The sequence below is a fragment of the Lacibacter sp. genome (assembly GCF_035299325.1).
Lineage (GTDB): Bacteria > Bacteroidota > Bacteroidia > Chitinophagales > Chitinophagaceae > Lacibacter.
On the sequence record NZ_DATGWT010000026.1, the window covers coordinates 19,152 to 39,093 of the forward strand.

Annotated in this window: 13 protein-coding genes; 2 read left to right on the forward strand and 11 right to left on the reverse strand. The window is 41.5% G+C overall.

Translation table 11 applies throughout. From position 1 onward, the window contains the following. The first annotated feature begins 121 nt into the window (after positions 1-121). On the forward strand, positions 122-358 hold the full coding sequence (locus VK159_RS15330) for a hypothetical protein (RefSeq protein WP_324231039.1): 237 nt from the start codon (positions 122-124) through the stop codon (positions 356-358). Continuing rightward, the gene (locus VK159_RS15335) at positions 358-798 is read left to right on the forward strand and encodes a DUF7674 family protein (RefSeq protein WP_324231040.1); all 441 of its coding nucleotides are present in this window, start codon (positions 358-360) and stop codon (positions 796-798) included. The genes VK159_RS15330 and VK159_RS15335 overlap by 1 nt, the downstream gene beginning before the upstream one ends. 38 nt (positions 799-836) lie before the next feature. Here the strand turns inward: VK159_RS15335 and VK159_RS15340 are convergent, their stop codons facing one another. From VK159_RS15340 to VK159_RS15390, 11 genes are all read right to left on the reverse strand, one after another. Beyond that, the gene (locus VK159_RS15340) at positions 837-3,098 is read right to left on the reverse strand and encodes a sugar phosphate isomerase/epimerase family protein (RefSeq protein WP_324231041.1); all 2,262 of its coding nucleotides are present in this window, start codon (positions 3,096-3,098) and stop codon (positions 837-839) included. Positions 3,099-3,108: 10 nt separating this feature from the next. Next, entirely contained in the window at positions 3,109-4,650 is a 1,542-nt protein-coding gene (locus tag VK159_RS15345; RefSeq protein ID WP_324231042.1) for a sodium:solute symporter, read from the reverse strand. A 62-nt stretch (positions 4,651-4,712) separates the two neighbouring features. Further along, entirely contained in the window at positions 4,713-5,834 is a 1,122-nt protein-coding gene (locus VK159_RS15350; protein WP_324231043.1) for a four-carbon acid sugar kinase family protein, read from the reverse strand. A gap of 3 nt (positions 5,835-5,837) precedes the next feature. After that, a complete protein-coding gene (pdxA, locus tag VK159_RS15355; RefSeq protein ID WP_324231044.1) occupies positions 5,838-6,863 on the reverse strand; it encodes a 4-hydroxythreonine-4-phosphate dehydrogenase PdxA in 1,026 nt (341 codons plus the stop codon). A 94-nt stretch (positions 6,864-6,957) separates the two neighbouring features. After that, positions 6,958-7,872 (reverse strand): dihydrodipicolinate synthase family protein, encoded by a 915-nt coding sequence (locus VK159_RS15360; RefSeq protein ID WP_324231045.1) that lies wholly within the window; start codon positions 7,870-7,872, stop codon positions 6,958-6,960. After that, positions 7,872-9,023: an iron-containing alcohol dehydrogenase gene (locus VK159_RS15365; protein WP_294906472.1), complete on the reverse strand. Its 1,152-nt coding sequence runs from the start codon at positions 9,021-9,023 to the stop codon at positions 7,872-7,874. The genes VK159_RS15360 and VK159_RS15365 overlap by 1 nt, the downstream gene beginning before the upstream one ends. A 10-nt stretch (positions 9,024-9,033) precedes the next feature. Further along, the gene (locus tag VK159_RS15370; protein WP_294906469.1) at positions 9,034-10,011 is read right to left on the reverse strand and encodes a dihydrodipicolinate synthase family protein; all 978 of its coding nucleotides are present in this window, start codon (positions 10,009-10,011) and stop codon (positions 9,034-9,036) included. A gap of 81 nt (positions 10,012-10,092) precedes the next feature. After that, the gene (locus VK159_RS15375; RefSeq protein ID WP_294906466.1) at positions 10,093-11,649 is read right to left on the reverse strand and encodes a sodium:solute symporter; all 1,557 of its coding nucleotides are present in this window, start codon (positions 11,647-11,649) and stop codon (positions 10,093-10,095) included. An 82-nt stretch (positions 11,650-11,731) separates the two neighbouring features. Continuing rightward, positions 11,732-15,523, reverse strand: coding sequence for a family 78 glycoside hydrolase catalytic domain (locus VK159_RS15380; RefSeq protein ID WP_324231046.1), 3,792 nt, complete (start codon positions 15,521-15,523; stop codon positions 11,732-11,734). Between the two features lie 2 nt (positions 15,524-15,525). Beyond that, on the reverse strand, positions 15,526-18,267 hold the full coding sequence (locus tag VK159_RS15385) for a glycoside hydrolase family 2 protein (RefSeq protein ID WP_324231047.1): 2,742 nt from the start codon (positions 18,265-18,267) through the stop codon (positions 15,526-15,528). Between the two features lie 83 nt (positions 18,268-18,350). Then, positions 18,351-19,937 carry an MGH1-like glycoside hydrolase domain-containing protein gene (locus VK159_RS15390; RefSeq protein ID WP_324231048.1) on the reverse strand — a complete coding sequence of 529 codons (1,587 nt, stop codon included), beginning with the start codon at positions 19,935-19,937 and terminating at the stop codon, positions 18,351-18,353. Between the last annotated feature and the right edge of the window lie 5 nt (positions 19,938-19,942).

Sequence of the window (19,942 nt, forward strand, 5' to 3'; positions counted from 1 at the left end):
ACCCTTGTTTGCGCCCCTTAAAAATGTATGTATTTGCTATAATGATGGACGATTTTCCTGTTTTGAGGGTATTATGAGCGGAATTCATTCATAACAAATTGTAACTTTATAAAAACAGGTTATGCCTACTCCGTCTTTAAAAGATAAACTCATCGATAAACTTCGGGAAATTGAAGACCCGGCTTTATTAGCTGAGGTATCAAATTTGTTTGAGTTGCAGGAGCCCGAAACGATTTATAAAACTACTCCTGGACAAAAAAAAGCGATTGAGGAAGGAATACAACAGGCGCAAGATAGAATCATAATCAGTGGTAAGCAATCAGACAATGAAATAGAACAGTTTATAACATCTTTGTGATGAAAACTAAGCCTTTGCAAATTCAATATACTTACTCTGACTTAGACAAAGTTTATCAAGTTCTAACTTCAACCGACAAAGAACTACATACTTTTTTCCATAAGCATATAGAAAATGAATATAACGGTGATAAATCGTTAATGCTCCACTATTTTGACATAGCTGAAATCGGCAAATTCCTTATTGATAAACTTAAGAAAGGAGATACAAGTAAGTTTGAATTGTTTTTTGAAAAAACAGAAGAAATTTTAAACCATGGAGATGCCGATGCTCAAAATCTCATTATAGTGGGACTATTTGAAGGCATTCAAAATATTGGAGGCAAAGAAATTAACTACCATTCATCATTTAATAAATGGCTAAAGCCAGAGTCAAAATTGATGTGGGATTATCTAATCGATTTCTGGGAGGGAACAGACTGGAGAAATTCAAAAAAATAGCATTTATAAAACTTCATCTTCTAACTTTATATGCCCACTCATTCCTGAAACACCTTCTTCAAATACGCCGTATTTGCTCCGTAATTAAACCTGGTATCGGAAGGTTTGCGTGCATCTCTGCTGCGTTCAATCACCAGCCAACCGCTCCAGCCAATTTCGTCCAGCGTCTTTTTTACTTTGTACAAATCAATCTGCGGATCATTTTCTAACCACACACTGTCTTTATTGGTAGCGTGTATCATGCTGATGCGATCCTTACCAAGTATTTTTATTTCGCTGATGAGGTCTCTGCCTTCTTTGAGCGGGTTAGAAAAATTGAAATAAATTTTAATTGCAGGTGAACCGATCCGTTTAAGCAACTCCACTTCCTCTTTGGCAGTGAGTGATGTCTCAATACCAATGATGACTCCTGCTTCTTCTGCCAGCTTACCTGCAACTCTTAAACGTGCAATTACTGAATCACGGATAGCAGGATTCTTCTTGATATCGCATTGTACACCCAATGGCAGGAACGCATGTTTTACATTCATCAGCTGCATGGTTTTGATACAATCTTCAATGCTGCGGATATATTCTGCACGGCCGCAAAAAGATTGTGCATAGTAGCCCGTCATAGCCAAACAGAATATCTCAACTTTTCTATCTTTTGCTGTTTGAATAAACTGATTACGCACGCTGTCGATGAGCAATTGATTATCGAATGTGGGACGATTACCCAATCCACCCATATCCACTTCCACGCCATCAGCTTTGAGTTCTGCAGTAAGTGTGATGGCGCCAAGTTTCTGACGCTTGAGCAACATCAGATCGATCAATCCTATTTTATAACGTTGATTGGTTCTGGCTTTTTCAATTTCTTCTGCAAATACTCTTTCTAAATTTTCAAATCCTTTTACTGCATGAGCAGGTAATTTCTCTCCATTATCACCAAACACATACAAACTCTTCTCCGGTTCAATGGTAATTTTTGATTCATCTATTTTACCATTGGCGTCTTGTATGGCTTTAATGTTTAATCCCAGTTGCTTTGCCATGAACTCGTACACAGGGGTACGCTTTGTAATGCCGAAATCATGTTTATCGTTTGGCAAGTGCACATTGCTGACATTTTCTTTTTTATTGTACCATCTGTACATGGTTTGCAGGTAAGGGAAATCATGTTCAGGCATTTTATCTGTCCAGTCGCCGCCATCACTTACAACCAACTGCGGACGGGGCGCTGCCATAGCTGCAATCTCTACATTGTTTGTTCTGCCGCCACATGCATGAATGTTCATACCGCTTTCGCAGGGACAACCACCATAGAAATATGAAGACAATGAAACAACTGGCGCCGATACTTTTATACGATCATCCAGTGCAGTCATCAATACTGTATGACTGCCGCCACCTGAACCACCGGTAATGGCTACACGATTTGTATCGGCATCTTTCTGCGCCAGTAAATAATCAAGAATGCGGATAGCACCCAATGCCTGAATGGTCATCGCTAAACTTCTGCGGTGATCTTCTACTTTGAATTGCAGTAACGATTCGCCCCATGCAAACAAATCGTAACTAAACGCCATCGCACCCATCTTTGCCATTGCTGCACAACGATATTGGCAATCGGCTCGGTAACGTTGTTTTTCCCAATGACCATCGGGGTTTAAGATAACAGGGATTTTGCCCTTAAACTTTAATGGTTTGTACAACGACCCGTTGATCCATACGCCAGGTAAAATTTCAATGGCAATATTTTCGACACTGTAACCATCGAAGATGCGTTTAGCAGTAACGATAGGTTTACTGTTTGGCGCTGCCGGTAAATAATTTAACTGCAGTGCTTCTTTTAAACAAGGTTTTAATTCTGCTTTTCGTTTCTCCCAGTCTTCCACTGTTTTGTATTGTGCAGCGATGCGATCCATTTCGGCCCAGCCTTCTTCTACCGGCCAGCGATAGTATTCATAAGCACTTAACTTGTATTGCTTGTCTTTTTCTTTCTTCACTTTTAATTCCAACGGCTTCAAAATATTATCGAGTGTTACTTCTACATCAGGTCGGTATTTCCATTCGGCATAGGTAACCATTTTATTCTTTACCATACTGTCAACAAACTTGATTGTAACGCCGTATTTCTTTTGTACATCGTTCAATACTTCCTTTAAAGGTTTGCTGTATTGATTGTCAGTGTTCAATTGTGCAAATGTTGTTTGCCACGAAGACAGTAAGACGCAAAAGAAAAATGCTGCCCTGATAGCAGAACGATGAAAGGATTGCGACGCAACGATGATGCTATGAAAAACTGAAGCTGGTATCATAAATCATTTTTTAAAGATGCCTGTTTGCTTTCCAACTACTGTATAACAAATTTGGTTCGAGGACAGGTTTTGGAAAAAACAAACTGGCGATATAACCCACCACAATCACGACGAGATGACTGTAAACACCCAACATGAGTTTGTGATGTGTGAAATTAAAATTACCTAAATCGAGCAAGAGTTTAGGATTCTTTATACCAACGGGAGTACTTGTAAGAAAAGCCCATGCGGTAAATAGAATACAAGTGATGATACCAATGTTCACACCCTGACGATTGGCTCTTGCACTAAACAAACCCAAGAGAAAAATACCCACAATACCACCGGAGAAAATAGCATAGATGGTGAAGATAACACCCAGCACACCTTCGTTACCTGCTAACAAATAAAACGCACCGATGGCAATTGACAACAAACCCGAAAACACAACCAAGGCTTTACTGGTAGAAAGGTATTGCTGATCGGTTTTACCGGGACGAAACTTTTTATAGTAATCTTCCATACCAACAGCAGCCAGCGAATTCAAATCAGCACTGAGGCTGCAGATAGCCGCTGAGATTAAAGCCGCCACAATAAAACCAATGACGCCGGTTGGCAACTGTGTCATAATAAAATGTGGAAACACAGCTTCTGCTTTCATACCAACAGGCAACGGATTCTGTTTATAAAATACAAACAATGCGGTGCCGATAAACATGAAGATCGTCCAGATAGGAACAGTTAAGCTGATACCAAGCAGGGATGCTTTTGCTGCAGCCTTATCTGTTTTTGCAGTGAGATAACGTTGTACCACTGTTTGATCGGTGCCGTATTTCTGAATAGCATAGAACGATCCGTTAATGATCATGACTACCAAAGTAAGTTCTGTAAACTTAAAATCGTAAGGACCGAACCCTGTGCGGTTATTTTCTGTTGCCACTTTGATTGCTTCAGGCACTCCGCCTTTAATGGAACATAAAATCACCAGCAAACAAATGATGCCACTGGCGAATAACATGAAGCCCTGGAACACATCGAGCCAGATAACAGCCTGCATTCCTCCTTTTAAATTCACCATCACCAATACAAAACCAACTACTGCAAGAATAATAAACGGACTGATGGTTGTCATTTCATGAATGGCCACAGCTATCAAAAACAACACCGTGCCCATGCCTGCAAACTGACGGATGATGAATGAGGAGGAGCTGTAGTAACGGGCAAAGCCTCCGAAACGTTTTTCAAAATATTCGTAGGTGCTTAAACCAATCACTTTACGGAAGAGCGGCACGATAAACCAGATGGTTCCCAACAAAACGATGGGCACCATTAAACCCTGCACCAATAAGATCCAGTTACTGGTATAACCCTGTGCCGGGTACCCGAGAAATGTTACGCTGCTGATAAGTGTGGAGAGTAACGACAAGCCCAGGGCCCAGGAAGGAAAATTACCCTTTGAAAGAAAAAACTTCTCGGTTGTATTTTGCTTGTTTGCAAAACGAAAGCCGAGATAGAGGGTAACGCCGAGTACAACAAGGATGATGCAATAATCAATAAAATGTAAATAGTCCATTGGCAAGATCGTTGGGTTGCTCACAGATTGCTCTGATTAACACAGATCATTCTTCGTAAGATTTATTTGAAAAGTTGTTTGAACTCTTTGCTTAATTCGTAACTGCCGGGTTTAGCCGTTATGTATAATTCTCCTGCTTTCATTCGCACCACTCCTCTCGCTAATTCATTTACCGGTGAAAGTTTCTTGATACCCAGCTCCTGTAAAATGGCTGTTGCCGTAGACCCACCTTCCATAAACAGTTCGCTGATCTTATCTTGCTCAACAACGGTTTTCACTGTTTTTGCCATGATGCTGCGTAAATCAGCAGCGGATATTTCGGCAGGTATTACTTCATTGTTAAACGCAATGATGGCTTTCTGCTTTTGCTCAATTACATTTCTGCATTGCTGCAACCAGGCAACATCCTTAACCCCGCTTTCAATCATCTGCCTGGTGATATATAAAACAGTCTTGTTCTTTTCATCAACCTGTTTGATGTATTTCACCGATTGATCGTATGCTGTACCGCACACGTATAAGAAAGGAAGCTGCAATTCCGGTTGTTGCTGTTTTACTTCTTTTAATTGTTTGTTGAGCAATGCTGCATAGAAATCACCCGCACCAGCTACTACAAACTCATCATTCATTTTTGAAGCCCAAGCCTGTACATCAGCCTCTGTTGTTGCTTCACCCACAATGAACCCTGTTGAGGGAAGTGCATTGCTGTGTGGGAGCACGCTTACCGATTCATCCTTCAGCATTTGTTTTACCACCGAACTGCTTACAGGAAATTCCGGATCGTTTGCAAAACCTGTTTCGCTGATCAGTTGTCCCTGTACATAATAATTGCCGTTACTGATGGTTCTTCCTAAAGATGGATTGGCAGGAAGGATGAAGGCTTTGCTTTTGTTCATCAACTTCATCTGCAGTTTCAATTCATCCAACACATAGCCACGCAACACTGAGTCAATCTTTTTATAAACAAGCGATGGATTTAACGCTAACACTTGCTTAATAGCAGATTTTGTTTTTTCTAATGCTGCAATTTTGTTCAAAGAGCGGCTATCTGTACTTACAATCAACACATCTGCATCTGTTGCAGCAATATCAGCCGTACATAATTCTACTTTCAGTCCGTAACGCAGACTGATACCGGCTAACTCAGCCGCACCTGTAAAATCATCAGCTATTACTGCAATCATTTTTTACTTGTGTTTACTCAACTGTACTGCACTTTCAATGGCCAATACCATTGCATCAGCGCTGGCAATGCCTTTGCCTGCAATTTCAAATGCAGTTCCATGATCAACTGATGTACGGATGATAGGCAAACCCAAGGTGATGTTCACACCTTTCACACTGTCCATCTGTTGCTTTTCTGCATTCCATTTAAAACCTGCAAGCTTGAACGGAATATGTCCCTGGTCATGATACATGGCCACAACTCCACCATACGCTCCCATTGCTGCTTTTGCAAACATGGTATCGGGTGGCACAGGGCCTTCCACATCATAACCTAAATTTTTTGCTTCGATCACCGCCGGTAATATTTCTTCATCATCTTCAGTACCAAACAAACCACTATCACCTGCATGCGGATTTAATCCTGCTACACCTATTTTCAAATTTGTTTTGCCTAATCGTTTCAATCCATCAACAATCAATTCGATCACCTGCACAATTCGTTCTTTCTTTACCAGATCACAAGCTTGCCTGAGTGATACATGCGTACTCACATGAATCACATTGATGTTATCTTCCACCAGCAGCATAGCGTATTTCTTTGTGCCTGTGTAATGCGCATAGATCTCTGTATGGCCTGCATAATGATGACCGGCTTCGTTGATGGATTTCTTGTTAATCGGGCCTGTTACTGTTCCATCTACTTCCTTTGCCATTGCTAATTCAATTGCTTTCTTCACTGCCTGGAACGATGCTTCGCCACACATGGCATTGATCTTTCCAAACTCAAGCTTTGTAATATCTGTAATGCCGAGATCATACACATCAATCGTACCCAATTCAAATTTTGCATCAGCAACTTTGCTGATTGCATTCACTTTTGCATTGAGTTGCAGTTTATCAATGATCTGTTGAAACACTACTGCATCGCCCACCAATAATGGTTTGCAAATGTTATATGTTTCTTTTTGCAACAATGCTTTTACTGCGATCTCAGGACCGATGCTTGCAGGATCGCCCATGGTAATGGCTAAAACCGGTTTGCTCATCTATTCGTTTTTTATTTGAAACCCCGACAGCGGTTGAAAACCCTGTCGGCGGTTGAAGTATCTTTTTATTTTTAAAATACCCTCCGTTGGGGCTTTAGCCGCCAACGGGGTTACTTAATTTTTTAAATGCGTTAATCAAATTATTCTTCTCTTCTTCACCTAATGCCTGCAACGGCGGCATCACCACATCTTCACAAATTCCCTTGTGCTGCATCACTGCTTTTAAAGCCCACAAACTTTCACCTAATGTTTTTCCTGATTGGTATAAGTTGCCGTACACATCACTGATCTTTTGCATCTCAAATGCTTTTGTATGATCACCGGCCGTAACTGCTTTCAGCATTTCATCATAGATCTCCGGCATTAAATTTCCAGTGCTTGGAATCAAACCATCGCTGCCACCAATCAATGCTTCAGCAGATTTTGCTGCCCAGCCAAGAAAATGGCCAAAGTCTTCACGGTCTTTCCACAACGCCAATGATTGCGCCAAACGTTCATCACTGCGTTCTGAATCTTTTGTTGCAATAATGTTTGGATGATGACTCAACTCGTCGATCAACTGCAACGGAATACTCATATGAGTAGTTGCAGGAATATTATAAATGATCAATGGCAATGGAATCGCATCTGCCAATGTTTCAAAATATTTCTTCATCTGCGTTTCGGTTAACGCATAATAAGAAGGCAAGGTTGTTGCAACAGCATCTACAGCATGATCGGCACAAAACTTTGCAAAATCAATTGATTCGCTCAATACGTTCGATGAAATACCGGCATATAAAACCGTTCCGTATTTCTTGTGTTTTGCCGCCGCTTTTACATACTGCTCCTTTACATCAGCAGATAAAGAGGCAGACTCTCCTGTAGTTCCTAATATGAACGGAGAAATACTGTGTGCATAAAACTGTTCAAATATTTTTCCAACAGCGACATTATCTATCTGCAACGCCTTTGTAAGCGGCGTTACAGCCGGCACAATCACTCCACTAAACTTTTTATTCTTCTTCATCAAAATGCCGATTTAAAAATGCTTACCGCATCCTGTTCTGTAATTTCTCTTGGATTATTTTTCAGCAAACGTTGGATCTTCATTGCTTCCATCGCCATTTGCGGAATCGTTTCTTCCTTCACTCCCACTTCCTGTAACGTTGTTGGTATGCCGCAGGCTTTGTTCAGTTTTTTTATCTTCTCCACTCCTGCTTTGGCTGTTGTCCATGCATCTGCTTCACGTGTGCAACCCAATGCAACCGCTACATCTGCATAACGATCTACAGCTGCCACAATATTATACTCCATTACATAGGGCAATAACACAGCGTTAGATAAACCATGCGCCAAATGATACATACTTCCCAATGGATACGACAATGCATGCACACCTGCTGTATTCACCGGGCCTAAACAAAAGCCGCCGTACAAACTGCCCATCGCTACTTTTTCTCTTGCTTCAATATTGCTGCCATCTTTTACAGCAGTAACAATATTCGCTGCGATCAACCGCATGCCTTCAAAAGCAAAGAGATCAATAAATGGTTGTGCAAATTTGTTTGTATAAGCTTCGAGGCAATGCGTTAATGCATCCATTCCTGTTGCTGCAGTAATAGCAGGCGGAACAGAAACAGTCAACAACGGATCAACATATACAATATCAGGAACAAGAAAGGGACTGATAATTCCTTTCTTCTGATTATCTGTATCATCAACCAAAATAGCATTGGGCGATACTTCACTGCCTGTGCCCGATGTTGCAGGAACACAAATGAGTTTTTTCTTTCTTCCCTTTAACAAACCAATGCCTACATAATCTCTCAGTTGTTGTTTATTCTCTAGTTGTGCAGCAACAAGTTTGGCAATATCGAGTACACTGCCGCCCCCAATTCCAATCACTAAATCGGGATTGAACGGTGCAACTTTTTTCATCAACGTTTCAAAATCGCTGAACGATGGTTCTGCAACAATGGATGTATCAACCAACACTTCGATCTTTTGTTGTTTGAACATTCCTGTAAAATCTTCAATCGTTTTTAACAGAGGTGTAATGGTTGCAATAAAAATTTTCTTTGGTTGCAGATCCAATACATCATTTGTCAATTGCGACAAAGTACCATTACCTGTTACTAACTTACCGGGAAAAATTATTTTAAATGCTGAGATAGACATAATCGACTTATTAAAACACACTTTCTTCTTTAAACCCTGAACCGGCAATAGACTGCACATCCACTTTCTGGATCTGTAATCGTTCGCACCAGTGTTCAAACTTGTTATAAATATCATCAAGTGTATTTCGTTGGTCGGGTGTTAACTTGGTTGCAACAGCACGACTGATAGTTCGCACCGGCAATCCTCTCTTCTGCAAAAAGTATTTCGAACACATGGGGTATGCAATATGAATCAACGGATCCACTTTTGTTAACTCTTCCTGCAGCCATTTTACTTCTTCTTGTTTATCGGGATTGGTTGCATTGTTCACCATCCACACCATTACTTCCGGATAAAAATTACCGGAGATAGATGACATACCTTTTGCACCCTGCAGCAAACTGAACATGGCATTAGGTGTATGTGCATCATAAAACTCCATATTGTTCGGGGTTTCTTTCAGTATATTAAGCTTAGCCTGCACATTTTCATGCGTGATGGAAGTATCCTTATGATAGATCAAACGATTTGCAGACAACAATTGCCTGAATACATCTGCTGTAATAATACGTTTGTAAGGCGCAGGACATTCATACATGCCCAATGGAATATTGCCTGTTGCCTGGAACATCTGTTCGAAGTTGCGAAGCAGCACCTCATCACTATCCTCTTCTTTTGCAAAATGACCAGTGATCATGATGGCTGCATCAATACCTGTATCAAATATCTGGCGGGTAAAAAGTGCTTTATCAGCGATGGTTAGGCCGAACGAACCGGTTGCAACAACAGGTACACGGCCACGCACCTGCTTTACAATATGTGCAGTTAATTCTAAACGTTCATTTTCTGTAATGCTGAACATTTCGCTGCTGAGACAGTTGGCGAAGAAACCTTTTACACCCGCAGCCAAATAAAATTCAACCAATATGCTTACTACATCCAGGTCAACCTCTGCTTTGAGATTGTAAGGAGTGATCATTACCGGGACAAATTTTTTATCGGGCATAACAACCTTTATTTAATGCATAAATTTGACCTTATCGGTACGGGTTTACAATGTAGCATTTCACTTTTCTGCTGTACAATTTTACTGTTTCGAAGGACGGAGTTTGGTAATGAGCAAGCCGGTGAGAAAAATGCTCAAGGTTCCCACCACAATGATCATATTCTTGTGCAAGGGATTTTTCAGGAACGCATAATTCTCACCGAGTTTGCCGGAGAAGGTCATCCACAAAATCACAATGATGCCAATGATAACGGCCGTTATGGCTGCTGCATTTTTTGTTTGACGGCTGATGAGTCCCAACAAGAATAACCCCAGCATACCGCCAGCGAAAATGCCACTCAGCTCCCACCAGATGTCGAGCAGACTTTTTGCACCGATCATGGCCAGACCTGTACACAAACCAATTACACCAAAGGCAATGGTTGATGCATGGAGCAAATACAATTTGCGTTTATCGGTTATATCGGGCTTAAAATATTTCTGGTAAATATCAACGGTAAATACGGTGGCCGACGCATTCATATTACTGCTGATGGTGCTCATGGCAGCCGATAATAAAGCCGACACAATTAAACCAACCAAACCTGTTGGAATATTATTCACCATAAAAAACGGCAACACTTTATCACCATAATCTGCAGGGCTTAATGTTGCAGCCAATTGTTTTGCTTCAGCTGATGTTGCGGCTACGCCTAACCTTTCTGCTGCTACCTGTAACTTCACCGGATCGATCATGCCGGGTTGTGTTTGATAAAATGCATACAGGGCAGTACCAATTACAAAAAATAAGAACGAGGCCGGTACATAGATCCACACACAAAGCCAAACAGATTTACTTGCCTGCTTCTCCGTTTGTGCAGTATGATATCGCTGAATATAGTTCTGATCCATCCCGAAATTATTCAGGTTGATAAAGAACCCATAGAAGAGCACCACCCAAAAAGTCGATTCGGTAAAGTTGGGCGAAAAACTACCAAGACTTGTTTTATGATCAGTTGTTGCTACATCAATAATAGTTGAGAAGCCGCCGGGAATTTCTTTCACCACCAAAAACAAGATCAACAAGGCACCGAGTGTTTTAATGATGCCTTGTGCTACCTCTGTCCAGATCACTGCTTCAATACCGCCGAGCACTGTGTAAATAATAATACAGATACCCATCACGATCATGATTGATTGCATACTGAAACCGGTGAGTGCCTGCAAGCTCAATGCAATACCAAAGAAGATAGAACCCATGCGTGCAAACTGTGTGAGCAGAAAACAAACCACTGCATACGTTCTTGCCCATGGGCCGAAACGTTTTTCTAAATGTGTGTATGCTGATATTTCGCCGGTGCTTCTGTAAAACGGAACAAAATATTTTGAAGCGATCCATGCAGCCAATGGCATGGAAATGCTGAATACAAACGCATTCCAGTTACTGCCGAATGCTTTCCCCGGCACCCCTAAAAAAGTATTGCTGCTTAAAAATGTGGCGTAGATGGAAAGACCGATGGCCCAGCCGGGAATACGACCGGAGGCTTTTGTAAACTGGTCGCTGTTTTTATTCTTGCGTGAAAAATAAAAACCAATGCCCACCATGGCAAGCATGTACAGTGCAATGACTGCAAGATCGATAAATGGCAAATTGTGCATCGTTATTTTTTAACACAGAGACACGAAGACACAGAGAAAGAACTTAGTAAACTCTTTGTGTCTTTGCGTCTTTGTGGTTCAACTAATCATCCGTTGTCTTCCCGCTTCCTTCTTTCGCTCCCGGCCATTGTTTGTTTACAATTTCTTTCAACTCCAGTTTGCTCGGATCAACCACCACATGTTTGATCTTTTCTCTTCTCCATGTGTAAACAATATGCACCAGTCCATCTTTTGTTTGTATTACCGATGGATAGGAATACTGGCTGATGGGCGAATCTTCAAGAATCAATGCGGCACTCCATACTTTACCATCTTTGCTGATGGCAACATTCAACGGTGTACGTGGGCCCTTGCCATTTACCCATGAAGCGTTTGGTAAATTATGATTGTACACCAATAACTGTCTTCCATCTCTCAGTGTTACTGCATCCGTTCCTGAATTATTATTCGGCAATGCTGATGCCTGCATGGTGCTCCATGTTTTACCACCGTCTGTACTCCAGCTTTCGTTGAGTGTAGTATTTCGGCTTCGACAAAGAATCTGCAAACGGCCATCTGCATATTTTAAAATACTTGGTTGAATAGCTTGTAAAATTTTCGGATCGCTGATCGCATCTGTCTTCGTCCATGTTTTGCCGAAATCTGTTGTGAATTCGATATGCGCTTTCCAACCTGTTTTTTCGGTACTGCTCGGACAAAGCAAAACGCCGTTGATGAGTTCGGGTTTGTTTTTAATCGGACCTAAAAACCCTTCGGGCAATGCTTCCCGTTCGCTCCATGTCTTGCCATTGTCTTTGCTGCGTTTCATCCAGCCCGTCCAGCCCGCAACGTTGGGACCTATTTTATAAAACAACAACAACTCGCCATTCGGTGCATAAAACAAAACAGGATTGTATGTTGGATAACGCAATGTATCGTTCATTACTCCATCCGCTACTTTTACAGGTGCTGTCCATGTTCCGTTTTTGAAATGACTTGTCCAGATGCACACATCCTTGTAACCTTCTTTTGTACCGCCAAACCATGCAGCAATCAATCCTTCCGGCGTTTCTGCAATGGTTGCTGCATGACTTTCAGGAAAGCTTGCACGATCAAAAATGAATTCATCTTTTACAATTCCTTTTCTGAATTTCTTATTGCGGATAAATGTATAGTTGCCCGATGCAATCTCCAGCACCACTGCTCCATTATCTTCTTTCATAAATTTGATGTCTTTGCTGTTGGCAAAAGACAAACCACTCTCCGTAATTTCTTCTACACTGTTTGCAGGAATATAAACCGTTGCCGATGTATTGGCAGGGATGCTGATCTTCCATTCAAATTGTTCAATGGAATTTTTCCATTCACTTTTGATCAAACCATGAAAACTGTTGTACGATGCTTTTACAAAATCCAAACCTGCAGGTATGGTTGGTTTCATGATGATCTTCTTGAACGCCACATCTGTTTTGTTGGTACGGATGCCAGCCAAATTTTCATAGAACCAGGTGAGCAGATCGCCGAGCAACATCACATGGTTCTGGCTGTTCATACCGGGATCAGCTGTGTTCCCGTTCCACAATTCCCAAATAGTTGTTGCACCATTTTCCACCATATAACCCCAGCTGGGATAAGTTTTGTTGGAGGCCATGATGTACGCCAGATCAGCATAACCATACTCCGTCAATCCACGCATGATCCATTGCGAACCGATCAAACCGGTGCTGATATGCCCATGATTTTCTACATGCACCTTATGTCTTATTTTTTCAAACACAGGTGCTCGCAATGAATCTGGACAAATACCAAAATACAACGGCAACAGGTTTGCAGTAACTGTATTGTTACTGTATTGTTTCAGTTTCGGATTGTAAAATGTTTGTTGAAAGGCAGTGCGGATACTATCACTCAACAAACCATAGTAGTTTGCATCCGCTTTATTGTTGGTGATATTGGCAAAGCGTTGCATATACGACAGCAACTTGTAATAGTAAGCGGTTGCAATCAGTTTACCATCCGTTAAACGGTTGCTGTCTTTTGCATGAATGAGATTTAAGCTTTCAGGCGGCACACACCAATCGCCATATTTATCACGGGTGATGATGTAATTCTTCATATACTTACTCTTCATGTACAGCATCCATTTCTTCATGGACGGATAATGTTTCTGAATCGGCGTCACATCACCAAACTGGTTGTATAAATTATTTGTAACAAAGAAATAGGCAGCAGGCCATGTTACATCATCGCTGTAATAATTCCAGAACGCAGGTGCCACATCAGGAATACTTCCTTCTTCTGTTTGACTGTCTTCTATATCCTGCATCCACTTTGCATACAACGTTGCGTTGTTGAACACAAAGCTTTCGCCTTGTGAGCCAACTGTACGATCGCCTAACCAAGGCTGACGTTCGTTGCGCTGCGGACAATCAACCGGCATGCCTTTGTAATTCGATGCGATGCCCCACCAGGCATTTTGATAAATTTTATTGAGTGTTGTATTTGCTGTTTCAAAAGAACCTGTTGTTTCCAGCGCATCGTAAACCAGCTTTCCTTCAAACTGATTGATTGTTGGTGTACCGGGAAACGTTGACACCTCTACATAACGGAAACCATTGTATACAAAAGAAGGTTGCCATGCTTCGTTGCCTGTTCCTTTCAATGTATAAATGTTGGTCACTTTTGCATCTCTTAAGTTGGCAACAAAGATTTCGCCGTTCGATTGTAAGCTCTCTGCAAAACGAAGTGTCACCTTCTCTCCTTTCTTACCATTGATATTTTGCAGTTTGATCCATCCTGCAAAATTTTGTCCCATATCAAGGATGTATTTACCGCTGGCAGTTTTTTTAATAGAAACAGGTTTGATGGTTTGCATTACTTTCATCGGTTCGCTCATTTGTGCAACCATCTTTCCTGTTGGTGCTTCTACCAATTCAGGCTGCATCCATTTGCTATCGTTGAATCCGGCATTCGTCCAGCCAATAAATTCTTTGCGTGCATCATATTCTTCACCATCGTATTCGTTGTTGGTACGGATAGGGCCATCCACATTCAGCTTCCAGCTTTCATCACTCACAATGGTTTTCTTTGTGCCGTCGGCATATTCGATTTCCAGCTGCAACAAGAGTTTCGGAAAACCGAATGTGTTATGCTTATGCGTTTTGTAATTCTGACGCATGGTAAAGAAACGTCCGTTACCCAACACAACAGCCACTGCATTATTACCGGCTTTTATCTGCGTTGTTACATCATGTGTATTGTAGAAATAAGTTTTACGATAATCAGTCGGGTTTGGTGCCAGCACCTGGTCGCCGATCTTCTTACCATTAATATACAGTTCATACATTCCCAACCCGGAGAGATAAACGGTGGCACGTTTTACTGCAGGCTTACTGCTAAATTCTTTGCGCAGGTATCTTGCACTTAAGCGGCTCCATTGTGTTACACTATCCCATGCAGATGCTTTATCGTACCCGATCCACTTTGCTTTCCATAATTCTGTCGTAAGTCCGGTGGAGAAGAAAGCAGTTTGTGCAGCAACCGCTTTGCCTTTATTCGTCTGCACCAGCACTTTCCAGTAATAGGTTTTACCCGGCTTGAGTTCTGCACCCATGTATGGTACATGCAATGATTTATTGCTGCTGATGTTACCTGAGTTCCATACATCGCCTTTGTTCTGTTGCAGATTTTGCAGAGTGCTGCTTACAAGAATCTGATAGCTTGATTGCACCACGTTGCGGAGATTACTTTGTAACTGCCAGCTGAGGCGAGGTTGTTTCACATCAATACCCTGTGGGTTCACCAACATTTCGCAGCGGAGATTACTCACTGTTACCTGTGCAGTTAACTGCTGAACAGAAATAAACAGAACAAGTAAGGTTATAATTCGTTTCATTGTTATTGTGCAGAGAAGTTAAAGTATAAGTTGATGTGCAAAGCCCTTGACGGATCTTTTTCGTAATCGTAGAAAATATTTTTGCTGCCCATCGGCCCTGTTGTTTCGTTGCGTTGTGTTTTGCTGCCGATGCTGCTGATGCCATTCATAAACGAAATATCTCCAGTCGGAAACAGCGGTTCGTAATTGTGCCACTGATCGGTTTTCCATGCCGGAGTAAACAAACGCAGGATCAAACCTTCGGTTTCGGTTACAACCGTAAAACGATTGTTCTTTGTAAAGAAGTAGCCTCCGTAAAAATTGGAATGATAACCTTTGAACTCGGGATAGATCCACGGTGCTTCACCTGTTTCTGTATTGTTGTAGGTTTTATTCCAAACGCCAAACTGGTTTCCTTTCAAACGGTTTTTCCAAACACGGTATGGCCCATCGCCCATGTAGGTTACCGATTGAATTTCTTTTTCCGGAAAAGAAAAGTTGATGCCTGCAAAGTTGGTGAAGTAGGCAGCAGGAAAATAATGTACCTGCAACTGCACCCAACCCGAAGGATAGATCGTCCACTTCAAAGTGTTGTAACTTTCTTTCTGGTTGAAAGAAGATTCAAGCACAAGATTGTTTTCTTCCTTATACTGTTTGAATGATTTGAAATTATTGACGCCTTCCTGCAATACCGGACCATTGTTAAATGGCAACGCTCCTTTCGCATTCTTCACTGAAACAAGTAAGCCGTTGTTCTTATTCAGCACCACCGTTACATCCTTTACCGAAACAGTCAGCAATGAATCTGCTTCTGAAGTATTGATAACATTGTTGCCTTCTTTTACAATCATTCTTGCACCTGTTGTTGCAGGACTGCTGATCGGGAAACTCCAGGTAAATAATTCTTTTTGGTAACGGTCTTTCACTGTTACATACAGCACATCATAATTTTTCCAATCGGCTGGTAAGGGAATTTGTACCACTCCTTTTGCGCCGGGATGAATATCGGGTGCTGTTGCTTTACCTTCTGTTTCCTTTGAAGTGGCAATGTCAAAACGTTTCAGCTTCCAGCTGAAAGAACATTCCTTTGTATTGGTATAATGATAGCGATTTTCAATGTTCAGTTTTCCATCAAAGCCTTCAGCAATTTCCCTGCGTTCAAAAAACACCGGGCTCCACACTTCCTTAATGGTGTAAAAGCTTGCTTCTTTTTCATGATGCGGACCAATAATACCATCTGCAGAACGATGCTTATCGGTATCCAGCGAATCATTCTTGTCTTTTCGTACAACTGCATTATCAGCAAAGTCCCACAGAAATCCACCTGCACTTAACGGGTTGTGCCACATTTTTTCCCAATAGTCTTCAATCCCTGCACCATGCCCACCATCAAACTGTCCGTGTAAAAATTCTGTCGGCATGACAATGTCCTTCCCATTCTCATAATTGCCGATACCATAATTGTATTCACGGTAATGCTGTGTATCAAAGCCGCCAAACAATTGCCAGGGATGCACCACAGGCCGTTGTTGAAGATCAAAATCTGTAAAATATTTATCGAGTGCAAAATTGTGACCGCCTTCATTGCCGTTTGCCCAAATGATAATGGAAGGATGATTCACATCATGATCGATCATTTCTTTCAGCAACTTCTTCCCTGTCGGTTCATCGTAGTTGCCATGCCAGCCAGCAAGTTCATCCATTACAAACAAACCCAGCGAATCACACACATCCAGGAAATGATCATCAGGTGGATAATGACTCATCCGCACAGCATTCATATTCATATCCTTCATCAGCTTTACATCTTCAATGCTGATCTGTTTGCTGGTGGTTCTCCCAGTTTCCGGACGAAATGCATGACGGTTCACACCTTTCATTTTTACTTTCACACCGTTTATATAAATACCATCACGCTGTTTTACTTCTACGGTTCGGAAACCGAATTGTTTTGTTACTGTATGAAACTCTTTTCCGTTTTTATAAATGGTAAAAACAGCTTTATACAAAATAGGTAATTCAGGATTCCATTGCTTGTGTGATGTGAATTGATTCTTTAAAACAATTGCAGCACTTGTTTTATCCCATTGCATGGCAATCGGGTTGCCAAACTTTTCATTAGTTGAAGTATATAATTGCAGCGATACAGATTCAGGAGCTGTATTTGTTTTGATGTTTGCTGTGAAGTTGCCATCTGCTTTTGCATTGATCGCCACTTGTTCAATATGCACAGCAGGCAACACTTCCAGCCACACCGGACGAAAGATGCCACCAAAAATCCAGAAGTCAGCTTTACGTTCTGCTTCATTCACCGATTGGTTAGCTGAATGTTTGGCAACAGTTACTTCAAGCAGATTTTCTTTTCCGTAGTTGAGCAGTTTACTGATATCGTATTTAAAAGCATAGAACGCACCTTGATGAACTTCCCCTGCAGATTTGCCGTTTATTTTTACTTCTGCATCGGTCATCACACCTTCAAACACGATGTTGATGACTTTTCCTTTCCAGTTGGCAGGCGCATTAAACCGATGTTTGTACAAACCCTTTTCTTTTCCACGTACACTTTCTTTTGCAAAACCATAATCGTATTTTCCAAAGCCCTGTAATTCCCAGCAGCTGGGTACAGCGATCTTTGTCCACTTGTTGGCATTCATACCACCTGTACAAAAGAAATCCCATTGCACCGTTTGATCGCTGCCGGTACCAGAGAGATAAACCTTTTCTGTTTGCTGCGAACGAGAAAACAAAGGATAAAAGAGAACCACGGAGACACAAAGAACACAGAGATGCACAAAGGATTTTCTTTGTGCTGATTTCTGTCTTTGTGACTTTGTGGCAAATAAACCAATCATAATTTTCCAGTTATTTTTTCCAGCTTCAACGATGAAGCCACTTTCTTTCCATTCACCCACACACTCAAGCCCTTTCCTTTTTTATATTTCAATCCGTCTTTATCCCAAATAATCGTTACGATCTTGTCGTGATACAACACATTATCCAAACAGAACCAGTTCCATTTATTTTCAGGAAGCAAAGGATTTACCTCAATCGTATTATCCGCTCTTGGTCGCAGACCAACCAATCCGCTAATGATCAAATCATTGAATGTTGAATGGTTGTAATAACGACTGCGTTCTTCATCACCCTTTAACCAAAAGCCGGTTTTCTCATCGAGATATTCACCGATGTACGGACGGCCACGGTAGTACTGCGATTCAACATACGTATTCAATAAACTGAAATAATTACTGTCAGCCACATAATCCTGCTGGTAATTATTCAGCAGGTTGGCCATGCCTGTTAATGTTTGTGCTGTTGCAAAAGGCCATACCGCACCATCCCACTCGCATTTGCAGCAACCATGTGTGCGAAACTCCGGATGACTGCGATCGGCAGTGGTGATACCAAATGGCGCACAAAATGTTTTCGTGTCAATCAGGCTTTGCCATGCTTTGCTGTATTGCGTATCAGGCAAATTGAAATACCAGGGAATAAACCCGATCTCTTCTTTTACATTCGCAGCTGTATCGCCTTTTTCTTTCAATACTTCAAAGAAGGTGTGCTTGCTGTTCCAGAGTTTGGCTTGGGTAAGTTGTTTTAACGAATCGGCTTTACGGTTGTACAAAGCAAAAACGTCTGCATCGCCTTTCATTGCTGCCATTGCTGCAATGGCTTTGGCATTACCGAACATATAGCCGTTAATGGAAGGCCGTGGATTTTTTTCCGTCCGGCCGCCGCTGATGGTTTCTTCCATTGCATCACGCACATCATACTGCCAGAACAAACCATCTCCTCTTTTCCGTTCGGCTTCCCAAGCAGCATAGTTGGTTAGCAGATCCGGTAACAGATCAAGCATAAAATTTTTATCGCCATTCACCAAAAAACGATTGTAAATCGCATCTTCATTCCAGCCGCTATAAAAACGCAGTTTCTTTAAGGGCTTACCATCGTTGCCACGGTACCACACCTGCAGATTGTTATCCATGTAGGCTTTATCATGCAGCCATCTTGATTCATAAATATGATGACCAAGTCCGCTGGAGATGAGATTGTATTTATCCGCATAACTACGTTGCACCAAAAACTCAGTAAACACAAATCCTTTTTCTGTTTTCTTGATGTGTTTACGTAAGGTCCACCAGCGATAGTAAAAGATTTCTTCAAAATTTTGCTGCGGACATTCAAACAACGGAATATTCTTTTTCATCCACTCCCAGCTTTTTACATTGGGAATGGCCTGCTCAATATTCGGTTCTTCCATTGTATTGAAATAATCAACGTAGTGTTTGAACTGGTCCTGTTTAAGTACAAATGGTTTTAGTTGAGCAGAAGTATTGAACCACAGAGACACGGAGACACAGAGAAACACAAAGAACTTTCGCTTCCGTTCCATCCCTCTGTTTGGCTTAATATTACTTGATAGACTGTATTTCATCTTCT